We start from the raw sequence: 22,575 nt of genomic DNA, 5'->3' as shown, positions 1-22,575 counted from the left end.
TGGAAATTTCACAATAGACATATTATCACCTCTGTTAATATTTGTTCATATTGCTTTTTCTATTCCCTTTATTTGCTATCCGAAAAACTTATAATTTCAAATATATTCATGTCTCGTTATTTATATATCCATACAAGGCGATCTTTGTCTGCTATTATATAGTGCTCTTCTTTGTTTTATTGTTAAGACCGCTATGGTACAATATGGTCATCTTAACTAGTTTCACCCAATTATTTAATTTCCGGGTGAATTCAAAAACAATGCTTTATTAAAGAAAAAGGTGATAGAAATTATTAAACAGACTAACTTTCATGAAAACTACGAGGCACACCCGGATATCAAGGGAGTTGTCAGTGTATGATTTCACTTATGCTGGCCATGGATGAGAACCGCTTGATCGGCAAGCACAATCAACTGCCCTGGCATTTGCCCTCAGATTTACGGTATTTTAAGAATGTGACAATGGGACACCCGATCGTTATGGGGCGCAAGACATTCGAATCGATCGGCAGCGTGCTTCCAGGAAGGGAAAACATCGTCGTGACCCGCAGGACCGATTATAAAGCAGAAGGGGCCACGATCGTTCATTCCATTGATGAAGTCAAACAGCTTTCAGATTCTTTGGATGAGGAGATATTTGTGATTGGCGGGGCTGAGATTTTTAAAGAAGTCCTTCCTGTAACAGACCGTCTCTATATTACGGAAATCCATCATAGGTTCGAAGGGGATACTTATTTCCCTGAAATCGATGAACATGAATGGGTAAAGCGATCGGTTACCCCGGGAGTTGTTGATGAAAATAATCTATATCCGCATGACTTTGTCGTCTCAGAACGCAAGGGTAATCCTAATGTTGAAACAGGACAAGATGAATGGTAGCGGCCTTCAGATTTGAGGGCCGTTTTATTGTTGCGATTTACCCCTATTCAGGCATGATTGCATCGTGAATCTTTAGAAAAGTCTGTTGATTTATCAATTTACAGTGTTATAATGTACGGATTAAATACTAGAAGAAAAAGAGGGATATAATGAATCAGGCAGCTTCTGTGAAAAAGCGGCTTCAAATTGAGGACATTCTTATCGCATACAAGGAGTTGAAAGATGTTATTTCCCACACTCCTTTGCAGAAAAACAGCCGCTTGTCAGAGAAATATGACTGTAATGTCTATTTGAAACGGGAAGACCTGCAGCATGTAAGGTCATTTAAGCTTCGCGGTGCTTTTTATAAAATGAAAAACCTGACAAAAGCCGAAACGGAAAACGGTATTGTTTGTGCAAGTGCAGGCAATCACGCACAGGGTGTTGCCTATGCATGCAGTGCCTTGGGGATCGATGGGAAAATTTTTATGCCAGCCACCACTCCGAGGCAAAAAGTGAATCAGGTGGAACTATTCGGCAAAAATAGCATTGAGATCATTTTAACGGGAGACACATTTGACGACTCCTTCGCACAGGCAGCTCTTTGTGCAGAAGAGGAAAATAGGGCATTCATTCACCCGTTTGATGATGAACAGGTAATGGCCGGACAGGGGACGGTGGCTGTCGAGATTTTAAACGATTGTGATGAGAAAATAGATTTTGTGTTTGCCGGGATTGGCGGCGGCGGGCTGATGGCCGGTCTGTCTACTTATTTCAAAAGCATCTCTCCCGAAACAAAGTGCATCGGTGCAGAGCCGGAAGGGGCGCCGTCGATGAAGCATGCATTCAATCTTGGCAGGGCAGAGGCGCTGGAAACAATCGATACATTTGTGGACGGAGCGGCTGTCAAATGTGTCGGAGAGAAGACGTATAAGATTTGCAGTGAGTACGTCGATGACATTGTGCTTGTTCCTGAAGGCAAGATCTGTACAACGATCGTTGATTTATACAACGAACACGCAATCGTTGCCGAACCGGCGGGATCGCTTCCGGTCGCAGCCCTTGACTTTTACCGCGAACAGATCAAAGGCAAAACGATTGTCTGCGTGATCAGCGGAGGCAATAATGATATTGGAAGGATGCAGGAAATAAAGGAGAAATCGATGCTCTATGAAGGGCTACTTTATTATTTTATCGTGAATTTTCCGCAGCGGGCCGGTGCCCTGCGTGAATTTCTCGATGAAGTGCTCGGTCCGCATGATGATATCTCGCGATTTGAATACACGAAGAAGAATAATAAAGAGAATGGCCCTGGATTGGTAGGGATCGAACTGAAAAACAAAAACGACTACCAGGGACTGATTCTGAGGATGGAACAGAAAGGGTTTCCTTTCGTAGAAGTCAATAAGGACAGCAATTTATTTCATTTATTAATTTAAAACTGGAATATATATACCGATTCATGTAAAATAATATAGTATTTCGGATCAAGCTATCATGTCTGGGTTGATGAAGAAATTGTTAATTATATGAATTTACCATGAAGAATCCGTCAGGTGCTTTCATTTGAAATCAAAAAATACTATAATGACAGTAGAATTGATTACGACATTAAAGGAGATGTTTCCATGCTTTCAAATATTGGTATTCCGGGCTTAATTTTAATTCTTATACTGGCTTTGATCATCTTTGGACCTAAAAAGCTTCCGGAAATCGGGAAAGCTTTTGGACAGACTTTGCGCGAATTTAAGAAATCAACACGTGAATTAACAAGCGACGTAATGGATGAATTCGAAGAAGATAAGAAAAAAGCTGCCAAATAATAAGGCAACAGGGGTGTGAGATGAATGCGTCTTACACCTTTTTGTATCACGACGTTCCTTTTTACGAGGCGTTTCGCTTTTACATATTCAGATTCACTAGAAAAGGATTGATCAATTTTGGAGGATAAAGAAGTAAATCTCATCGGCCACTTGGATGAATTAAGGAAAAGGCTGATCATTACAGCTGTTTCTTTTGTAATCTTTTTCATCCTAGGATTCATTTACGTCAAAGATATTTATAAATGGTTTGTCAAGGACCTGGATGTTAAGCTGGCCGTATTAGGGCCCAGTGACATTATTTGGGTGTACTTCATGCTGGCATCCGTTATTGCGGTAGCGGCTACGATTCCGGTTTTTGCTTTGCAGCTTTGGCTGTTTGTAAAACCTGCATTGCTGCCAAAAGAGATTAGAGCTACACTATCGTATATCCCGGCGTTATTCATTCTGTTCATCGCAGGGCTGGCTTTTGGCTATTATGTCATTTTCCCGACCGTGTTGAATTTTCTCGTTGATTTAAGCGGTGATATGTTTGTGACGAATTTTACAGCAGATAGATATTTCCGGTTCGTTTTGAATATGACACTTCCGTTTGCGATTTTATTCGAATTGCCGGTTGTAGCGATGTTTCTTACATCCATCGGAATCATTAATCCGTTTGTTCTGCAAAAAATGAGAAAATATGCCTATTTCGTGTTGATAATCATTGCGATAACGATCACACCTCCTGATTTTATGTCCGACTTTTTAGTAACAATTCCTCTGCTTCTTTTGTATGAAATCAGCATCTCGCTGTCCAAAGTAGTATTCAGGCGGAAGCAGAAAAGGGAAGCATTGCATGAGGCAGAATACGAAACAGAAGAAGGAATTTAAGAAAACTGCTCCTCTTTTCTATTGCGGCGATACAGTTTTCGATATAGAATAAAGATAAGCATGTAATAGTATTCTGCATGTCGTGTATAATGTTTGTAAACGGTTATAAATGAGGATTGATATTTTGTTGTTCAAAACGCTGGAGTTCAACAATAACATTGGACAGAAGGTGAAAATTACAGACATACCCGTCTTGATGCCTGGAGATACCGATCATTTTATGCTGAGTGTAAGACTGGGAATGTTTATTAATTTTATTTATGAGAACAAAGATGGAAAAAGTGTCTATTCATTCAAGCGATATCTGATGAGCGTTTTGAAATGGCCGGTTTATGAAAAAATATTTAAAGAAGAATGGCGGAATAACGCATAGTTGCAAAGGCTCACCTTACATTGCGGTTGTTCTGGGAAATATAGAGAAATGGCAGCATCTAGAAACAAACCTGCTGCTTACGGGTGAATCCCTGTTTTCTCTAGACCGATCCCAGCATGTAAGAGGCCTTTTTATTTTTGCCTATTTCTGCTGACCGATTTATCCTCGATTAAAGGAAGATTTGCATGTATAATACAAGAGAATTGCAACGTAGGGAGTGAAATGATGGGCAAGGTGAAGATTGTGACTGATTCTACGGCTGATATGACAGTAGAAGAATTAAAGATGTATGATATTGAAATGATTCCTCTATCCATTTCGGTTAATGGTGAGGTTTTCTTAGATAAATTAGGGCTTGAATCGGCTCAGTTTCTTGATATGATGAGAAGTTCAAAAGAGCTTCCAAAAAGTTCACAGCCATCTGCAGGTACATTCCTGGATGTGTATAACAGGCTTGCAGCAGATGGGAGCGAAATCATCTCGATTCATATGACCGGCGGCATGAGCGGCACTGTCCGTTCCGCCGAGAGTGCAGCAAGCATGACAGACGCAAAAGTGACTGTTATTGATTCAAAATTCATTTCGAAGGCGCTCTCCTTTCAAGTGATCGAAGCTGCGAAAATGGCAAGTGAAGGAAAGTCAGCCGCTGAAATAGCTGAAAGGGTGGCTGTGATTCAAAATCAGACCGGGCTGATCATTGTCATTGATACGCTTGAAAACCTTGTCAAAGGCGGGAGAATCGGCAAGGCGTCAGCGTTTATTGGTTCGTTGCTGAATATCAAGCCGATTGCGATCCTTGAGGGCGGTGTACTAAATCCCGTCGCAAAAGCGCGCAGCCAATCTCAGATAGTCAAAAATCTGATTAACCGGTTTTTAGCGGATACAAAAGGGAAAATCGTCAAAGGTGTCGGAATCGCCCATGCGAATGGATATGGACTTTCGGAAAAAGTAAGGGACGCCGTTAAGGAAGTTTCAGGAATTGAGAACATCAAAATTGAAGGCACGACTGCCGTCATAAGTACACATGCCGGTGAGGGAGCGATGGCTCTTATGTATTATTGGGATTAATTATAAAAAACAGCAAACCCCGATCCAATTATGGACCGGGGTTTATTGAAAAGAAAAGGATAACTTTGTTCGAAAGTTATCCTTTTGGCATTGGCGTTGGGGTCGGTTCCGCGTATCCTTCTTTATATTTATCGTCAATATATTGCCTGATCTCTTCCAAACTTTTGCCTTCATTCTTTTGATTGATGGACTCGGCCGCAATCACCAGACAGACTTCACATTTTGTACCATGATCATCCCACACAATTGCTCCATTTTTTTTATTCTCATGGATAAAGCAATCATAATTATTGCGGTGGGCCGCAGATTCACTACATCCGCAATAGCATGGGATAGATTCAAGAAGTTCTTGATGCTTAGCCGAAGCGGCATAAATGGCGGTCATATCCTCCGGTTTCCCTTTCAAGAAGTGGGGCAGTGAATCCGCTGATTTTGTTTCTTCACGGATGTCTCCATTTCCGGCATGTTGTTGATGGCTATCCGAGTGGGTATCTTCTTTTTTGTCCGATTTGGAGGATGGTTCGTTTCCACAGCCTGCTAAAAATAGAGAAGCCGAAAGAATGATCGAGCCAAAAATTGTGTATTTTCTCTTCAAATCATATCACCTACTTTTGAATGTTCGGATATATCTTATCATAGTAGCCGGAGAAAATCTGATTTTCTTTTTCGTTTTCCATATTTATCGTGATTCATCAATTAAATTTTTATCAAGAAAAATCCATTAACTCAAACATACAATAAATATAAATACAAATGTAAAAGGTTATCCTCTGGAGGCGGTGATTGGATTGGGTGAAAAAGTATTATTTTTTGGCGACTTTGGGATAGATGATATTTTCGCTTTGTTGTATGCCTTTTACTCTGTAGAGATTGACGTAATAGGAATAGTGGCCGATTATGGAAATGTAGCAAAACATGATGCTGTCCGGAATGCGAGGTATCTTGATGAGATATGTAAAGAGGCAAGCATACCGATCATTGGCGGTGCGGAAATGCCGCTTACCGGAAGAAAACCGAAATTCTATCCGAAGATACATGGACTCGGTGGGCTGGGACCAATAAACATGCCGAAAACTCCGGTATCAAATGTAGAGAATATCTATGAGATTATTCCACTCATCGAAAAATACGGTGAACAATTAACAATAGTGTCGGTAGGAAGATTGACCTCACTTGCGGCTGCATTTATTTTTTTCCCCAGTTTGATGAAAACAATCAAACAGTTCTACATTATGGGCGGCGCTTTTAATTTTCCTGGAAACGTGACGCCTGTTGCAGAAGCGAATATTTACGGAGATCCTTTTGCAGCTAACGTTGTCTTTACCTACGCCTCTGCCAAAATAAATATCTTCCCGTTAAATGTGACGCAGAAGGCGACTATTCCTCCTCAGATTATGGATTATCTGGGAATCGCTTTTGAGGAAAATGGCAAGGAAGCGGTCAATATGCTCAAGCTAATGTATGATTTTTACTCCCAGGCTTATAAGAAAATGATTCCTTCTATGATTGGGGGGGCGCCGTTTCATGATTTATTGGTCATGTGGGCTGTTGAGAAGCCGGAGAATGTAAAGTTCAAAGAAGTGCCTGTAAAAGTGATTACCACTTCTGGAGCGGGGTATGGCCAGACAATCGGCGACTTCCGTAAAAGGGTAGATACAGTGGATTATCCAATCCACAGAGTTGCATCTGATTTTAATTATGCCAGCTACATTAATTCGTTTGTCGAAACATTCATGACAGGCATTAACAGCAAGAGCCATGTAACAGACACTAATTTGTAAAACTATTTTCTTCCCTGCTTTATTCCCGTCTGATAAAATTGATAGGTACTTAATACATCAAAGGGTGGAGAATAATGAAAAAGCTTCAACAACCGCTAGCTGCCATTTTTATGGTATGCCTGCTCCTTTCAGGCTGCAGTTCCAAGGGCGTTCCTGACGCGAAAAACTGGGACATTGAAAATTTTACCTTCAATGATCAGGAAGGAAAGCCTTTATCGAAAGGTGACCTGAAAGGACATGTTTGGGTTGCTGATTTTATATTCACGAATTGTGAAACGGTTTGTCCTCCGATGACTGCAAATATGGCAAAACTGCAAAAACAGGTGAAAGATGAGGGGATCAAAGACATCGAATTTGTTTCCTTTTCCATTGATCCAGAGGTGGATACACCTGAAGCTATGAAAGAATACGGCGCAAAATTCAATGCCGATTTTTCCAACTGGCATTTCTTGACCGGCTATGGCCAAAAAGAGATTGAACAATTCGCTATGGATAACTTTAAGACGATAGTCCAAAAACCAAAGAATGAAGATCAGGTCATCCATGGAACCGATTTTTATTTGATTGACGAAGAAGGCAAGATCATCCAATATTATACCGGTCTTAATAAAATACCTATTGAAGAAATCATCAAACATATTAAGATATTGCAGAAATATTAAACAGGTCTTCTTTCACCTGTTTTTTTGCTTTTAGGAAATAATAAAATGAGAATAATTTATAAGGAAGGTGAGGACCATGAAGCTAAAAATCACCTATCTTTTCTTGTGCGCCATTGTGGTATCGGCCTGTTCCCATGACAGGCCCGTTTATGTAGAGAGTGTCGGACAGAATAAAAGCATCAGTCTGGCTAAGAAGGACATCCCGGTTTCTTTTTTTCCCGATCCAATCCGGATTGTTTCGATAGGAGATTCCCTTACCCAGGGGGTAGGGGACAGCACAGAAGCGGGCGGTTATTTGCCATATTTGAGAAACCGGCTTGAAAAGGAACCACAGATTACAACTGCCAATTTCATCAACCATGGCATACGAGGGAACAGGACGGACCAGTTATTAAAAAGACTGGACAGTGAAAAGCTTCGTCAGGATATCATCAGGGCAGATTGTGTGATCATCACGATTGGCGGCAATGATATTATGAAAGTCGTACGTGAGAACTTCTCGAATTTAACGATGGGCCAGTTTGAACAGGCAAAAACAGGGTATGAAGAAAGATTAGAGAAAATAATGAGCAGGGTCCGTTCATATAATAGCAGTACGCAAATTTATCTGGTCGGCTTATACAATCCATTTTCGAAATGGCTGACTGCTTTCAAGGAACTGGATCTGATCATGGACGAATGGAATGAAAGCAGCCGCGAAATTGTTTCCCGGTATGGCGATGCTTATTTTATAGAAATAGGTGACATCTTCAAACAATCAAAAGAAGATTTGCTTTTTACAGAAGATTATTTCCATCCAAATGACCGTGGGTATGAATTGATTGCAGCACGGATTTACAAAAATATGGAAGAGAACAAATTTACTGAAGATACATTGGAGGCCAGTGCCAAAGGGGATGAGGAATAAAGCATGAAAAGCCTTAAATGGAAATTCTTATTCTTTGGTTTGTTAGCAGTAAATCTGTTTGCCATTTTTACAGTGGTTTTCCTTGCTGCTCTGCCTGTGGAAGATGAAAAAATCAGGCGGAGTGTTTCCAGAGAAGAGGATATTCAATTTGAAATTAACACGAACAAAAATGATTTAAATAAGCTGATTAATCAGTATCTCGCCAAGGAAGGAATGACCGGTCCGATCCATTATGAAGTATACCTCACAAATGATGTCGAGCTATTTGGGACGCTGCCCATTTTCGGAAAAGAAATGGAGCTGAAAATGACCTTTGAACCGAAAGCGCTTGAAAACGGAGATCTCGTTTTACGGCAAAAATCGATATCACTCGGACAGATGAACCTTCCTGTTTCTTATGTATTGAATTTTGTAAATGAACGCTATAAAACCCCAGACTGGGTCAGTATCCAGCCAAATGATGAATCCATATATGTCTCCCTGCAAAATATGAAACTAAAAAGCGATGTAAGGGTGAAGACGGAGAGATTTGATTTGAAAAACGATAATATTACTTTTTTGTTGACTGTGCCATCGCAGTAGAGGTTAAACATGTTGCAAATCATTTTACAGCAATCGAAAAAAACGTTAGAATGCATTAAATAGGCTGAAATGGAGGATGATGGTCAATGACAAAGACTTTTGAGAAAGCAACCTTCGCCGGCGGCTGTTTTTGGTGCATGGTAAAGCCGTTCCACGAACAGCCCGGAATCGAGTCAGTCGTCTCCGGATATACCGGGGGGACGAAAGCAAACCCCACATATGAAGAGGTCTGCTCGGATACAACCGGACATTACGAAGCTGTTCAAATCACGTTCGATCCGAAAGTGTTCCGATATGAAAAGCTAGTTGAACTGTTTTGGCAGCAGATTGATCCGACTGATGCGGGCGGCCAGTTTGGTGACAGGGGAAGTTCTTATCAAACAGCAATTTTTTACCATAACCAGGAACAAAAAGAAATGGCCGAACAATCGAAAGCGAAATTACAGGAAAGCAGCCGCTTTTCCCGTCCGATTGTAACGCCTATATTGCCTGTGAAAGAGTTTTATCCTGCTGAAGGGTATCATCAGGATTACTACAAAAAACAGCCTGCACACTATAACGCGTACCGCATAGGTTCAGGACGTGCTGCATTTATTGACAAAAATTGGGGTGAATCAAATGAGTAAGTTTAATAAAGAAGAATTAAAACAGAAGCTGACTCCTATACAATACGAGGTCACACAAAATAACGGCACAGAGCGGCCGCATTATAATGAATTTTGGAATCATAAAGAGGAAGGGCTGTATGTGGATATTGTTTCCGGAACACCTTTGTTTACCTCCAAGGATAAATTTGATTCTGACTGCGGATGGCCAAGCTTTACTAAGCCGCTCGGTGAAGAAGAAGTCATCGAAAAAACCGATTTAACGCACGGAATGAGGCGCACGGAAGTACGCAGCAAAACAGCAGATTCCCATTTAGGGCATGTCTTTAATGACGGACCAGGGCCATCCGGCTTGCGATATTGCATCAACTCAGCGGCGTTAAAGTTCATTCCTGTGAATGAACTTGAAAAAGAAGGCTATGGCGAATACAAAAATTTGTTTAATTAAACAATAAATACAGCATTTATTAATAGGGCAACACTGTATAGACAATTGTTTGAGCAAAGGTTGGTGTATGATTTGTTTAAGAAATTATTTGGCAAGAAAACCGAAGAAATCGTGACCTCTCCGGTAACAGGGAAGCTTGTACAGCTTGAAGACGTCCCGGATCCCGTTTTTTCAGAGAGAATGATGGGGGATGGACTTGCGATTGAACCTGCTGAAGGAGTGGTGGTTGCACCGCTCGATGCCAAGGTGCTGCAAGTTTTTCCTACCAAGCATGCGGTTGGTCTGCAGACAGACAATGGCATCGAAATACTGATACACATCGGCTTGGAGACAGTTTCCTTAAATGGAGAAGGTTTTGAGAGCTTTGTAAAAGTAGGAGACAAGGTTAAAAAAGGTGATAAACTGGTAACATTCGACCTTGCGATCATCAAGGAAAAAGCAAAAAGTACAGTGACGCCGATCATCATTACAAATGGGGATCTTGCTGAAAGTATCGATAAGACGACCGAAGTACAATTGAAAAGAGGAGAAACACCTCTTTTGACAATCAAACCGAAATAAAAAAACTCCGCGCCCGGCGCGGAGTTTTTTATTTAGAAGATTTACTTACAATAATCGAGGAGATGCGGGTCATCGAGTCATTTGAAATGTTGTTATGTGACTTCCCGCCCGATACTTCGAAGCGAACGGTGTGGACGCCATTTGATAAACCGTTGGCGATATATAGATTTCGCTCACTTGCAAAGGGCCACCAGGTGCTCATGGAAGTCACGAATTTCCCATCGATATATACCTTTATTTCCCCGCCGTCAGGACTTCTCAGAAGATTCACCCCGAGTGCATTTCCATAGAACTCTGCTTCAAGTTGACTTCCTTTTTGGCCGCTGGTCATATAGCCATCCTTTATGATAAATCCTTCTTTTCTTTGAAAAGAAGAAATCGACTCGTAATTCTCATACGTGTCTTCATGAATAGGATCAACAATTGCAGCAATCTCTTTTTTTCTAATCGTATCCTGTGTTAACTGCTGATAAATCGCATCGGCATAAAGTTGATAACCGCGTCCATTTGGATGAACAAGATCCTTTGTAAGCTCCGCAGCGGATAATCCTGTTTTTTGAAATACGGGCCGCATATCAATATGTGATGCATGATAATGGTCTGAAATAGCATCGATTTCTGCAGCAAAGTCATTGGATGTCAGGCAGCTCTCAGTGATCGTCATAATTTCGGCCTTAGGATAAACGGCTTTCGCTTTTCTGATAAGCGACTCATATATGACACTGAAATCCTTAGCCTTCATATATTTCCGGTCATTTTCCCCAAAGATGATGAAAACAAGGTCTGACTTGCCCGAATTCTCAAATTGTGACAGCCTATATAATCCTTCAAAAGAAGTAGCGCCGCTTTGGACAATATAGCTACCGGACATTCGTATGCCATGCTCGCTAAACATCCTTCTCTCTAAAACTTTAAACCACTTTTGTCCGGGTGTTTCGGCACCAGATCCGCGGCCGATACTGTCGCCAATCACCGTATATCTTATTGGGTCTTTCTCTTTCATCTTTTCATAAACAGTTAATGTTTCATCGAAACCGTATGTTGTCTGGCTTTTTTGGAACGTGAAAAAACAAAACAATATAATCACGACTGAAACTGTGATGTAAGGAGCATTGAACCAGTCCTTCTTTTTCAAAACCTTTCCCCCAAAAGTCAATTTATTATTTATACTATTTTCTGTCTGTTTTCAAATTATACTCCAATTTGTAATAGACAGAAATAGAAAAAACACAAAAATGTAATCTTTTTTTAAAATAGGCGAATACACACACCAGGGCGGGCTGATTTACATATTGTAAGGGTGTAATGAGAATTTAGAAATGAAGAGGAGTGGATTTCATGTACGGATGCGGATGTGGATATGGTCAGGGTGGATATGGTGACGGTGGTGGCTACGGCGGCGGCTTTGGCGGCGGTTTTGCGTTAATCGTCGTATTGTTCATTCTTCTAATCATTATCGGTGCCTCCTTCAGCTACAACTAATAGTCATAAGAAGCCGGTCTCATACTTGGGGCCGGCCTTTTTTTGCAGGTAAAAAAGGACAAGATTAAAAGTTGTTTTATTACCAATAAAGTCGCAGTTGCATCGCAGGGTTGGATAGTAAATCGTATAGTTTGGATAGTATTTTCATACAATCAATAAAAAACAGCTGAAATCATCACGATTTCAGCTGTTTTTTATTATGCCGGCTAATTATTAAATAGCATGAAAGATTATAGCTGCTTCATCATACACTTTACTATATTGCCAGTTTTGCCTGAGGCGAAAAAGGAGCGTGCAGAGGAGCATGAAGCATTCATCATTGATCAAGCCTGTCCTCGATGGAGAATATCCGATGATCAGTCATGGAAAAGGTGTTTATTTATATGATACGGACGAAAAGGAATATCTTGATGCCGCGTCCGGGGCCGTGACCGCAAACATTGGACATGGAGTGGAAGAGATTGCAACAGCAATGGTTGAACAGGCAAAGCAGGTTTCGTTTGTTTATCGGTCACAATTTACCAGCGAGGCAGCTGAAGCTCTTGCATCGAAAATTGCTGCGATGACGGATGACCGATACACCTGGAGTTTTTTTGTGAACAGCGGCTCGGAGGCAACGGAGACAGCTCTTAAAATTGCGATACAGCACTGGCAGGAAAAAGGAAAACCGAAAAAAAATAGAATTATTTCCAGATGGATGAGCTACCACGGAATTACACTTGGAGCATTATCAATGTCAGGGCATCCGCTGAGGCGGGAAAGGTTTACAGCTATTCTGGAGTCTTACCCGGCCGTTTCCCCGCCGTATTGCTACCGCTGTCCATATAACCTCGAGGAAACAAGCTGCGGGCTGGCCTGTGCAGCGGATTTAGAGTCGGCTATCCGCAGAATAGGCCCTGACAATGTTGCCGCTTTTATTGCCGAGCCTGTAATCGGCGCAGCGGGGGCGGCGATTGCCCCGCCGGATGGCTATTTCCCTGAGATAAAGCGAATCTGTGAAAAATATGAAGTCTTATTTATTGCTGATGAAGTGATGACCGGATTTGGCCGGACCGGGAAAATGCTTGCCTGTGATCACTGGGGTGTGGAGCCTGACATCATCACATTCGGCAAGGGAATGAGCGGAGGGTATACGCCGATCGCTGCCGCAGTGATGACGGATAAAGTAATCGAGCCAATTTTAAATGGTTCAAAATCGATCATGGGAGGGCATACCTTCAGTGCAAACCCCCAATCCTGTGCCGTTTCACTGGCGGTCCTTGAGTATCTGGAGAAAAACGGGATCTTTGAAAAAGCCGCGACAGCCGGTGTGTATTTACGCAATCTGCTCGATAAGCTCGCAAGTCGCTATTCATTTATTGGCGATGTCCGCGGAAAGGGTCTTCTCATCGGAATTGAATTTGTCAAAGATCAAAAAGCCAAGGAACCATTCCCGGCCGGCATTGACATCACCAATAAAATCATCGGCCTGGCAGCCGATAACGGCCTGCTTTTGTATCCGGCCGCTGCCGGGCTGGATGGGGTCACCGGGGCCGCCATCATTATTTCACCGCCGCTTTCGATCAACAAACGCGAAATCGAAGAGCTCATCCGCAGGTTGAAAAACACATTTTCGCAATTTGCAGAAACATTGTTGTCCGAACCGATGACTCCTTAACAGGGAAGTGGAAAGTGTTGATACAAAATACGTTTGATAAGATATGCGGGCTAACTGATATTACCTATTTATTCAAGGATGGAATGAGCATCATGTTCGGCGGGTTTGGAGGAATCGGTACACCGCCTGGCTTAGTTAATTTAATTTTGGACTCTGGTATTAAAGAGCTGACCTTGATCGGCAATGATACCGGATTCCCTGATATCGGCATCGGCAAAATAGTGACGGAAAAGCGCGCAAAGAAAATCATCGTTTCACATATCGGCTCCAATCCGAATGCCGGGAAATATATGACTTCAGGAGAGCTCGAAGTTGAATTTTCGCCGCAAGGGACGCTTGTGGAAAGGATGCGGGCCGGAGGAATGGGTCTTGGCGGCATCCTTACAGACATTGGATTGGAAGAAGAAATTGTAAACAGCGACAAGCAAACAGTCACCCTGGCTGGAAAAAGCTTCTTAGTTGAAACAGCCCTGACAGCAGACGTCTCGATTGTTTACGCCAAAAAAGCAGATCCGTATGGAAATCTGATATTTGATAAAAGTGCCCGTAATACAAATCCATTAGCCGCCATGGCAGGGAAGATTACGATCGTTGAGGCTGCTGAAATTGTCCCGCTCGGTACCCTTGATCCAGAGGAAGTGGTTACACCGGGCGTGTTTATCGACCATATCGTCGAATCGAAAGGGGTTGATTGGCAATGGGTTTGGGAGTAGAAGTAAGACATAAGATTGCCAGGCGCGCTGCAATGGAAATTAAAGACGGGATGCTTGTTAATCTCGGCATTGGCATTCCTTCTCTTGTACCTGACCATTTGCCAGCGGATCATACAATCATGTTCCACGCTGAAAACGGAATTGTCGGGATGGGAAAATCACCGGATTTAGGGAAAGAAGACGCCCATTTATGCAATGCTGGCGGTTACCCGGTCACGTTACAGGTCGGTGCTTCGTATTGCGACAGCACGGCTGCATTCGGGATGATCCGTAAAGGCCTGGTGGACGTGACGATACTCGGCGCACTTCAGGTAAGCGAAAGCGGCGATCTTGCCAACTGGATTGTTCCCGGTAAAAGGGTACCCGGTATGGGAGGGGCCATGGAGCTTGCCGCAAAAGCAAAAAAGGTGATTGTCCTCATGAATCATCGAGAAAAAACCGGTTCATCAAAGCTTGTAAAAAATTGCACCCTGCCGCAGACTGCTAAAGAGTGTGTACATATGGTGATAACAGAAATGGGTGTATTTTCTGTTTTGGCTGACGGGCTGCTGTTAACCGATTTGTTTGCCCCTTTTACAATCGATGACATAAAAAAATATACAGAAGCTTCATTTCAAGTGTCAGATACGCTTACGGTTTATCGTGAGTAGAAACAGGAGGAGTGTTATATGGCTCATGGGCACGACATCCAACAATGGCTGAAACAACACCGGATGAAAGGAATAAAGCTTTTGCAAAGACTCGTCCAGGAACCGAGCAGAAGAGGGCAGGAGGGAAAGGCCCAGGCACTGATGGCAGAAACATGCAGGGAGCTGGGGCTGTCCATTGATTTATGGGAAATTGGCGATGAGAAATTGCGTAATCATCCCAATTTTTATTGTGATCGAACGGATTTCAGCGGCAATCCTAATCTTGTCGCTGTCAAGAAAGGAAAAGGCGGCGGGAAGTCACTGATATTGAATGGCCATATTGATGTAGTACCTGAAGGCAATCTTACAGATTGGCAAGAGGATCCATTCAGCGGCATGGTGCAAGACGGCAAGGTGTTTGGCCGGGGAACGACCGACATGAAGGGCGGAACTGTTTCATTGATTCTGGCCCTGGAAGCGATTATATCCCTGGAAATCGAATTAAAGGGGGATGTCATTTTTCAAAGTGTCATCGAAGAGGAGAGCGGCGGTGCCGGAACCCTGGCGGCTGTATTAAGGGGCTATCATGCCGATGGGGCGATTATCCCGGAACCGACGAATATGAAGCTATTTCCACTCCAGCAGGGGTCGATGTGGTTCAGGCTCACGATAAAAGGCAAGTCCGCCCACGGCGGCACAAGATATGAAGGGGTTAATGCGATAGAACTGGCGATGGATGTGATCAATGAAATTACGAAACTGGAAAAAGAACGAAATGATATGCTGAATCATCCGCTCTATAAAACGATTCCGATCCCAATACCAATTAATATCGGGAAGATCTCAAGCGGTGAATGGCCGTCATCTGTCCCGGATACAGCTGTCATTGAAGGCAGGTTCGGGATTGCACCCGCTGAAACAATGGAAGCTGCTGAAAGAGCACTTGAGGACTGTATTGCCCGTTTGAATACAGGCAATGAATGGTTTCAAGCAAAACCGATTGAGCTGGAGTTGTTTGGGGCCAGGTGGCTTCCGGGAAACCTTGAGTTGAATCACCCGTTAATGCAAACCATTTCCGAGAGTTTTTTAGCAGTCAAAGGTAAACAGCCTGTAATTGAAGCCGCACCATGGGGCACCGATGGCGGTTATCTTTCCAATATTGGCGGGATACCGGTCGTTGTTTTTGGGCCGGGGAAGACTGAATTGGCCCATGATGCCGATGAATATATTGAAATAGACAAAGTCATCGAAGCCGCGGAAATTATCGCGCTTTCAATCATTAACTGGTGCGGCACAGCGGAACCGGCAGTCTATGAAGGGGGAACTGAAAATGAAACATAAATTCATTGATCTTAAAACAGCAATACCGGGCCCGAAATCACAGGCATTAATGAGGCGCAAGGATGCCAGCATCCCCCGGGGACCCTTCAATACGATGAAAGTATTTGCCGAATCAGGAAAGGGTGCCCTGCTTACGGATGTAGACGGCAATACATTCCTTGATTTCGCGGGGGCGCTTGGGTCAATGAATGCCGGACATCGCCCTGAGAAGGTGGTCCAAGCAATCAAAGAACAGCTGGATTCCTACATACATCCATGCTTCCATGTCATGATGTATGAACCTTACATCAAGCTTGCCGAAAAGTTAAACGAGATAACCCCAGGATCACATGTGAAAAAAACGTTTTTCTTAAACAGCGGGGCGGAAGCTGTTGAAAATGCTGTGAAGATTGCCCGCAAATATACCGGCCGGAAAGGGATCATTTCCTTTGAGAGAGGGTTCCATGGACGGACTTACATGGCGATGTCGCTTACAAGCAAGGTAAAGCCCTATAAGTTTGGCTTCGGTCCATTTCCATCGGATACGTATAAGCTTCCATACCCGGACTACTATCAATCGGGGCAGACTGCTGAAGAACATGACAAAGAGCTGCTGAAAAAGTTTGAAACATATCTCCTGGCTGAGGTATCCCCGGAAGAAGTGGCGGCGGTCATTATGGAGCCCGTTCAAGGCGAGGGCGGTTTTAATATTCCGTCCGGCCATTTTGTAAAAGGTGTGAAAAGCATTTGTGAAGAGCACGGGATTCTGTTCATTGCCGATGAGGTGCAAACCGGTTTCGGCAGAACAGGGAAGCTATTTGCAATGGAACATCACGGCGTCGTCCCCGATTTGATAACGATGTCCAAGTCGATTGCCGCAGGTTTTCCGATCAGTGCCGTTTCTGGCCGGAGTGAAATCATGGATGTCCCGAATGCCGGAGAAATCGGCGGCACATACGGTGGAAGCCCGCTGGGATGTGCAGCGGCACTGGCAGTCATTGAACAGATTGAAGAAGAGAATCTTCTGGAAAATGCACAATCGATAGGGATAGCATTCACAGAACGGTTTGCGCCCTTGAAAGAACAGATCGAACAAGTCGGCGATGTCCGCAATCTTGGCGCTATGTGTGCAATTGAAATAGTTGAGGATAAAACGACAAAAAAGCCAGCGAAGAGATTGGTACAGCAGATTCTGGAACGCTGCCATGAAAACGGTTTGGTGCTGATGAGTGCTGGGCTGCACAGTAATGTGATCAGGCTGCTTACTCCACTGGTTATTACCGAAGAACAGCTTGATGAGGGATTCGAGGTCTTGGAGGAAGCAATTGTTGCTTGCAGCAATTCGTTGAAATTATAAGCATTTTATATAAATAGTTTTTTTTACAGCAAAAGGCCTGATTCCCATTTAATCAGGCCTTTTGTTACACTTTAGCCAATGAAAGTGACGACAAAACAGAAAACCAGACGCCAAAAATTAAAAGTGACGACAAACAAACCAGAAAAACCAGACGCCAAAAATTAAAAAGTGACGACAAACTAGAAAACCAGACGCCAAAAGCTAATTTGCAGGAGGAAAAGATGGAAAATCAATTACAGCAACTCCAGATAAAAAAGCAGGGGTATTCTCTGGATATTACCGTGGATCCTTTTAATCGCAGGGTAAGGGTTGATGATTATCTTGGGAACTTTGATCTCTGTGTGGCGGAAGCGATGAAGCTTGCAGTTGAAAATACGGTGGAAAAGCTGATATTTAAGGCCAGGGTCGAAAACTTTCAGGACATGGTCAGCCGCGGCTTCCTTTATGAAGGATCGGTGGATAAATATTTTTTAGGCAGTGATTGCTTCTTTTTTGCAAAATATTTCATCCTTGACAGGAGGAACAGCGATCATTGGATAGAAGAGGATCGCATCCTCAATGGAGTCCTTTCGCTTCTAAAAAAGAAAGATTATGCAGATCCGCCTCTAGAATACAAAATACGTAAAGCCGATGAAGCGGATGCTATGGAACTGGCCCGATTGTATGGGAAAGTGTTCGAGATCTATCCGGTTCCGATGAATGATCCGGAATATGTAATAAAATGCATGAAGGCTGGAACGGTTTTTTATGTATATGAATGGGAAGGCCATATCGTCAGCGCTGCTTCTGCCGAAGTAAATTACAGATACCATCATGCAGAAATCACCGACTGTGCAACTTTGCCGGATCACCGGCAGTTTGGCTTAATAAAGCTGTTAATATCGCAATTGGAAAAATACCTGGCAGATCAGGAAATATTTTGTGTCTATTCGATTTCCCGCGCGCTTTCTTTTGGGATGAATGCGGTTTTTTTTCAGCTAGGGTATGGATATAGGGGACGGCTGGCAAACAACTGCTACATCTTCGATAAAATCGAAGATATGAACCTCTGGGTGAAGATTGATAGCTGATGCCTGATTTTCAGCCTAAAGCGGCAAGTTTTCGGCACTTTCTCATATACATGGTAAAAAGCGAAACGACCGTCAGGAGGGATTATCTCCGCTTAACGGTTCGCCGCGACTGCCTGTCGATTTCATGCGGCGGTAAAGCGGGATAAACGAAAGCCATGAGGAGTGAGATCGTGTCTGCAGAACAATATAACACCCGTGAAGTTTTAGAAGCAATCTTAACGAGCATTGATGAAGGAATCCATGTAATCGATACAAAAGGAACCACGGTTTTTTATAACCAAGTAGCCGCGGACAATGATGGGATGGAAATATCCGAGGTGTTGGGCAGGCCCTTATTGGAAACATTCCCTTCCTTGACAAGGCGCTCTTCCACACTATTGAAAGTCATATCTTCAGGAAAGCCGATTACGTACAAAGGGCAGTCGTATGTCAATCTTCATGGGAAAATGGTTGAAACCATGAACACCACGCTGCCTATCTTCGTGGAGGGTGACCTCATCGGGGCTGTCGAAATAGCAAAAGATGTATCAAGACTAAGGGTACTGTCAGAACGGTTATTGGATCTGGAAAGCAGCATGACAAAGCAGAAGAAAAAGCCTACAAACCATAACGGAGCCATTTATACATTTACTGATATTTTGACAGTCAGCGCTCAGTTTCTCCATATTATTGAACAGGGGAAAAAAGCAGCGGATTCCTCTTCATCTGTACTGGTGTTCGGGGAAAGCGGAGTCGGCAAGGAATTATTTGTCCAAAGTATCCATAATGAATCCAGCAGACGAAAGGGGCCGTTCATTGCCCAAAACTGTGCGGCACTCCCTGATTCGCTTTTGGAAAGCCTGCTTTTTGGTACGGCAAAAGGCAGTTACACAGGGGCGATGGACCGCCAGGGGCTGTTCGAACTGGCAGATGGCGGAACGCTTTTTCTTGATGAACTGCAATCGATGCCGATTGAACTGCAATCAAAGCTATTAAGAGTGTTAGAAGACGGACTTGTAAGGAGGATAGGCGCGATGAAAAGCACGTCCGTCGATGTAAGGGTGATTGCGGCAATGAATATTTATCCTGAGGAAGCATTAAAGGAAAATAAACTCCGCGCCGACTTGTTTTACCGCTTGAATGTGATGAGCTATAGGCTGCCTTCCTTACAGGAGCGTAAGGAGGATATCCTCCTGCTGTCAGAGAACTTTATTTCCACATTTAATCAAAACCTCGGCAAAGCTGTAAAAGAACTTGACCTTAAGGTGAAAAGTGCATTTCTGCATTACCATTGGCCGGGGAATGTGCGTGAATTAAAGCATACGATCGAATATATGATGAACGTTACTGAAGGAACCGTTTTGACAGAAAATGAACTGCCTGTCTTTTTTAACGGATTTTCCGGTTCAAAAAATTGGAAGGACGCTCCGCTGCTCCCCTTAAGGGAAGCGGTCAAGAAGACAGAGGAAGAGTTAATTCAACAGGCGCTGATCCAGACTAACGGCAATGTTCTGCAGGCATCGAAAATCCTTGAAATCCCCCGGCAGACCCTTCAATATAAAATCAAAAAACGCGGCCGACTGACCGGACAGTTAAACGAAAGAGAATGATTTTTTCAGCGTATTGGCATGCTTCTTGCATTATATTATAGATAATCGAAAACAGGAGGTATTGCCGTGTTTCATGATTTATATAAACCGAAGCGAAATTGGAAAGACATTGAACTTTGGAAAGACGTTCCAGAGGAAAAATGGAATGATTGGATCTGGCAGCTGACCAATACGATCCGCACCCTTGATGATTTAAAAAAAGTGATTAACCTTACCCCTGATGAAGAAGAAGGCGTCAGGATCTCTACGAAAACCATCCCTTTAAATATAACACCTTACTATGCTTCGCTGATGAATCGCGATGATCCGAGATGCCCGATTAGAATGCAATCTGTCCCGATTGGAGAGGAATTGCACAAAACGAAATACGATATGGAAGATCCGCTTGAAGAAGACGAAGATTCACCTGTTCCGGGGTTAACACACAGATACCCGGACCGTGTGTTGTTTTTGGTGACAAACCAGTGCTCGATGTATTGCCGTTATTGTACGCGGCGCAGATTCTCGGGGCAAATTGGCATGGGGGTTCCCAAAAAGCAGCTCGATGCCGCAATCGGATACATCAGGGATACGCCGGCGGTGCGCGATGTCCTTCTTTCCGGCGGAGATGGTTTGCTTATCAATGACACGATTCTGGAATACATTATAAAGAATTTGCGTGAAATCCCACATGTTGAAATCATCCGCATTGGCACAAGAGCGCCGGTTGTGTTCCCACAGCGGATTACCGAAAATCTTTGCAATATATTAAAAAAATATCATCCGGTCTGGCTGAATACCCATTTCAATACATCAATTGAGATTACCGAAGAATCCAAAAAGGCGTGTGAAATGCTTGTGGATGCAGGGGTCCCGGTCGGCAACCAGTCTGTCATTCTTGCCGGTATCAATGACAGTGTGGCGATCATGAAAAAAATGGTCCATGACCTTGTGAAAATAAGGGTGCGTCCTTATTATATTTATCAATGTGATCTATCGGAAGGAATCGGGCATTTCCGGGCACCGATTTCAAAAGGCCTGGAAATCATCGAAGGGCTCCGCGGCCACACGTCCGGCTATGCCGTACCTACCTTTGTCGTCGATGCACCAGGGGGAGGCGGGAAAATAACGCTTCAACCCAATTATATTATTTCACAATCACCGACCAAAACGGTCCTTCGCAATTTTGAAGGAGTCATCACCACCTATCCAGAGACAGAGAACTACACACCGGGTAAAGCGGATGATTATTTCAAGCAGATTTATCCCGAAATGGAAGAGAAAAGGTCTGATATCGGCATTTCCGGTTTAATGAATGATAAACGATTGAACCTTGTGCCGGATGGGTTGAAGCGAATGGACAGAAGAAAAGATTATCATACCAATCCAGGGCATGCTTCGTTAAAAGATCAGCGGGAGAAACGGGATGCCCTTAAAGAAAAGAAGTTTTTGGCACAGCAAGCGAAAGACAAAACCAAACACGAACAAATGGGGGGGAAGGAGGAGTAAAATGGAGATGTGTCCATGGTGCAAGGAAGGCACTGTTGTAAACACTTCAGACTCAGTTTATTGGGAACTGCCGGACGGCACGAAAGCGATCGAAATTACCGACACCCCATCCAAGCAATGTGACGGCTGTGGCGCCTGTTTTCAAGATGACGATATCGTTAAAGAGATTGAAGACCAGCTTTTTTTGATAAATACCGCACAGCTGGCAAAAGCGATTTCATTTGACGGATTAATGAAATTGCCAAGGCTGCTGAAAAGAAATTACTTCGATTTCAGTTAATATCGGTATAAACATAGGCGGGGATTCTTTTCCCTGCCTTGCTACATTTCAAACTTACTGTCCGTTAATTCGCGATAAAACAGTCGACGATAAAAAATAACCCGGGTCCGGGTTATTTTTTATTTCATTTTACGGGATATTATTTATAATAAACGTTAATGAATTCTATGAGGAGGATATCATGAAATCTTTCTATCATTTTTTAATGAAATACCGGCAGGCCAAAAATATTGATGACATCACGGCGTTTGCAAACAACGCATATGAAGATCACGGCTTTCCAAAGCAATCTTCTAGTTATCATGAAATAAGTTCATATCTTGAAATGAACGGGAATTATCTTGACAATATGTCTGTTTTTGATCAAGCATGGGATTTATATATTCACATGGAAGGCTGATCCCATCACTTTAGTAAGGGACTTTTCCTATGAAACCGTTACCCTTCCTCCT

Annotated in this window: 26 protein-coding genes; 24 read left to right on the top strand and 2 right to left on the bottom strand. The window is 43.1% G+C overall.

All coding sequences use genetic code 11. The features are described from left to right. Positions 1–357: 357 nt before the first annotated feature. From ELQ35_RS00545 to ELQ35_RS00520, 6 genes are all read left to right on the top strand, one after another. Positions 358–879: a dihydrofolate reductase gene (locus ELQ35_RS00545; protein WP_126862910.1), complete on the top strand. Its 522-nt coding sequence runs from the start codon at positions 358–360 to the stop codon at positions 877–879. A gap of 149 nt (positions 880–1,028) precedes the next feature. Further along, a complete protein-coding gene (ilvA, locus tag ELQ35_RS00540) occupies positions 1,029–2,297 on the top strand; it encodes a threonine ammonia-lyase IlvA (RefSeq protein ID WP_126862909.1) in 1,269 nt (422 codons plus the stop codon). A gap of 189 nt (positions 2,298–2,486) precedes the next feature. Next, positions 2,487–2,681, top strand: coding sequence for a twin-arginine translocase TatA/TatE family subunit (gene tatA / locus ELQ35_RS00535; protein WP_126862908.1), 195 nt, complete (start codon positions 2,487–2,489; stop codon positions 2,679–2,681). 117 nt (positions 2,682–2,798) lie between these two features. After that, a complete protein-coding gene (gene tatC / locus ELQ35_RS00530; protein WP_126862907.1) occupies positions 2,799–3,551 on the top strand; it encodes a twin-arginine translocase subunit TatC in 753 nt (250 codons plus the stop codon). A gap of 124 nt (positions 3,552–3,675) precedes the next feature. Further along, positions 3,676–3,924, top strand: coding sequence for a DUF2535 family protein (locus tag ELQ35_RS00525; RefSeq protein ID WP_126862906.1), 249 nt, complete (start codon positions 3,676–3,678; stop codon positions 3,922–3,924). 225 nt (positions 3,925–4,149) lie between these two features. Then, a complete protein-coding gene (locus tag ELQ35_RS00520) occupies positions 4,150–4,992 on the top strand; it encodes a DegV family protein (protein ID WP_126862905.1) in 843 nt (280 codons plus the stop codon). A 76-nt stretch (positions 4,993–5,068) separates the two neighbouring features. Here ELQ35_RS00520 and ELQ35_RS00515 read toward each other — a convergent pair whose 3' ends face one another. Continuing rightward, on the bottom strand, positions 5,069–5,587 hold the full coding sequence (locus ELQ35_RS00515; protein WP_126862904.1) for a PCYCGC motif-containing (lipo)protein: 519 nt from the start codon (positions 5,585–5,587) through the stop codon (positions 5,069–5,071). Between the two features lie 193 nt (positions 5,588–5,780). Here ELQ35_RS00515 and ELQ35_RS00510 point away from each other — a divergent pair, with 193 nt between their 5' ends. The 7 genes from ELQ35_RS00510 to ELQ35_RS00480 all read left to right on the top strand — a co-directional run bounded on the left by ELQ35_RS00510 (position 5,781) and on the right by ELQ35_RS00480 (position 10,538). Next, positions 5,781–6,773 (top strand): nucleoside hydrolase, encoded by a 993-nt coding sequence (locus ELQ35_RS00510; protein WP_126862903.1) that lies wholly within the window; start codon positions 5,781–5,783, stop codon positions 6,771–6,773. A 74-nt stretch (positions 6,774–6,847) separates the two neighbouring features. Continuing rightward, positions 6,848–7,435, top strand: a complete 588-nt coding sequence (locus ELQ35_RS00505) for an SCO family protein (RefSeq protein WP_126862902.1) — start codon at positions 6,848–6,850, stop codon at positions 7,433–7,435. Positions 7,436–7,511: 76 nt separating this feature from the next. Further along, entirely contained in the window at positions 7,512–8,342 is an 831-nt protein-coding gene (locus ELQ35_RS00500; protein ID WP_126862901.1) for an SGNH/GDSL hydrolase family protein, read from the top strand. Positions 8,343–8,345: 3 nt separating this feature from the next. Further along, positions 8,346–8,924, top strand: a complete 579-nt coding sequence (locus ELQ35_RS00495) for a YpmS family protein (protein ID WP_126862900.1) — start codon at positions 8,346–8,348, stop codon at positions 8,922–8,924. Positions 8,925–9,010: 86 nt separating this feature from the next. Then, positions 9,011–9,550, top strand: a complete 540-nt coding sequence (msrA, locus tag ELQ35_RS00490) for a peptide-methionine (S)-S-oxide reductase MsrA (protein WP_126862899.1) — start codon at positions 9,011–9,013, stop codon at positions 9,548–9,550. Next, positions 9,543–9,977: a peptide-methionine (R)-S-oxide reductase MsrB gene (gene msrB, locus ELQ35_RS00485; protein WP_126862898.1), complete on the top strand. Its 435-nt coding sequence runs from the start codon at positions 9,543–9,545 to the stop codon at positions 9,975–9,977. Before msrA ends, msrB begins: the two co-directional genes overlap by 8 nt. A 72-nt stretch (positions 9,978–10,049) precedes the next feature. Continuing rightward, complete coding sequence (locus tag ELQ35_RS00480; protein WP_126862897.1) at positions 10,050–10,538, top strand: PTS sugar transporter subunit IIA; 489 nt, start codon at positions 10,050–10,052, stop codon at positions 10,536–10,538. A gap of 28 nt (positions 10,539–10,566) precedes the next feature. Here ELQ35_RS00480 and ELQ35_RS00475 read toward each other — a convergent pair whose 3' ends face one another. Next, positions 10,567–11,673, bottom strand: coding sequence for an SGNH/GDSL hydrolase family protein (locus ELQ35_RS00475; RefSeq protein WP_246025915.1), 1,107 nt, complete (start codon positions 11,671–11,673; stop codon positions 10,567–10,569). Between the two features lie 203 nt (positions 11,674–11,876). Here ELQ35_RS00475 and ELQ35_RS23615 point away from each other — a divergent pair, with 203 nt between their 5' ends. From ELQ35_RS23615 to ELQ35_RS00420, 11 genes are all read left to right on the top strand, one after another. Then, positions 11,877–12,020 (top strand): YjcZ family sporulation protein, encoded by a 144-nt coding sequence (locus tag ELQ35_RS23615; protein ID WP_126862896.1) that lies wholly within the window; start codon positions 11,877–11,879, stop codon positions 12,018–12,020. A 304-nt stretch (positions 12,021–12,324) separates the two neighbouring features. Then, the gene (locus tag ELQ35_RS00465) at positions 12,325–13,677 is read left to right on the top strand and encodes an aspartate aminotransferase family protein (RefSeq protein WP_126862895.1); all 1,353 of its coding nucleotides are present in this window, start codon (positions 12,325–12,327) and stop codon (positions 13,675–13,677) included. A 20-nt stretch (positions 13,678–13,697) separates the two neighbouring features. Further along, positions 13,698–14,390 carry a CoA transferase subunit A gene (locus tag ELQ35_RS00460; RefSeq protein ID WP_126863148.1) on the top strand — a complete coding sequence of 231 codons (693 nt, stop codon included), beginning with the start codon at positions 13,698–13,700 and terminating at the stop codon, positions 14,388–14,390. Then, positions 14,375–15,040, top strand: a complete 666-nt coding sequence (locus ELQ35_RS00455) for a 3-oxoacid CoA-transferase subunit B (RefSeq protein ID WP_126862894.1) — start codon at positions 14,375–14,377, stop codon at positions 15,038–15,040. The genes ELQ35_RS00460 and ELQ35_RS00455 overlap by 16 nt, the downstream gene beginning before the upstream one ends. A gap of 18 nt (positions 15,041–15,058) precedes the next feature. Beyond that, positions 15,059–16,360, top strand: a complete 1,302-nt coding sequence (locus ELQ35_RS00450) for a peptidase (protein ID WP_126862893.1) — start codon at positions 15,059–15,061, stop codon at positions 16,358–16,360. After that, positions 16,332–17,696: a 4-aminobutyrate--2-oxoglutarate transaminase gene (gene gabT / locus ELQ35_RS00445; protein WP_126862892.1), complete on the top strand. Its 1,365-nt coding sequence runs from the start codon at positions 16,332–16,334 to the stop codon at positions 17,694–17,696. The genes ELQ35_RS00450 and gabT overlap by 29 nt, the downstream gene beginning before the upstream one ends. Before the next feature lie 221 nt (positions 17,697–17,917). Then, positions 17,918–18,766 (top strand): putative beta-lysine N-acetyltransferase, encoded by an 849-nt coding sequence (gene ablB, locus ELQ35_RS00440; RefSeq protein ID WP_126862891.1) that lies wholly within the window; start codon positions 17,918–17,920, stop codon positions 18,764–18,766. Positions 18,767–18,936: 170 nt separating this feature from the next. After that, on the top strand, positions 18,937–20,355 hold the full coding sequence (locus ELQ35_RS00435; RefSeq protein WP_246025914.1) for a sigma-54 interaction domain-containing protein: 1,419 nt from the start codon (positions 18,937–18,939) through the stop codon (positions 20,353–20,355). 66 nt (positions 20,356–20,421) lie between these two features. Then, positions 20,422–21,843 (top strand): lysine 2,3-aminomutase, encoded by a 1,422-nt coding sequence (kamA, locus tag ELQ35_RS00430; RefSeq protein ID WP_126862889.1) that lies wholly within the window; start codon positions 20,422–20,424, stop codon positions 21,841–21,843. 1 nt (position 21,844) lies between these two features. Then, a complete protein-coding gene (locus ELQ35_RS00425; protein ID WP_370873401.1) occupies positions 21,845–22,123 on the top strand; it encodes a YokU family protein in 279 nt (92 codons plus the stop codon). A gap of 181 nt (positions 22,124–22,304) precedes the next feature. Further along, positions 22,305–22,523 (top strand): YozE family protein, encoded by a 219-nt coding sequence (locus ELQ35_RS00420; protein WP_126862888.1) that lies wholly within the window; start codon positions 22,305–22,307, stop codon positions 22,521–22,523. The last annotated feature ends 52 nt before the right edge of the window (positions 22,524–22,575 follow it).

The sequence above is a fragment of the Peribacillus cavernae genome, from assembly GCF_003989135.1.
Lineage (GTDB): Bacteria > Bacillota > Bacilli > Bacillales > DSM-1321 > Peribacillus > Peribacillus cavernae.
This window is presented reverse-complemented; position numbering and strand designations above follow the sequence as displayed.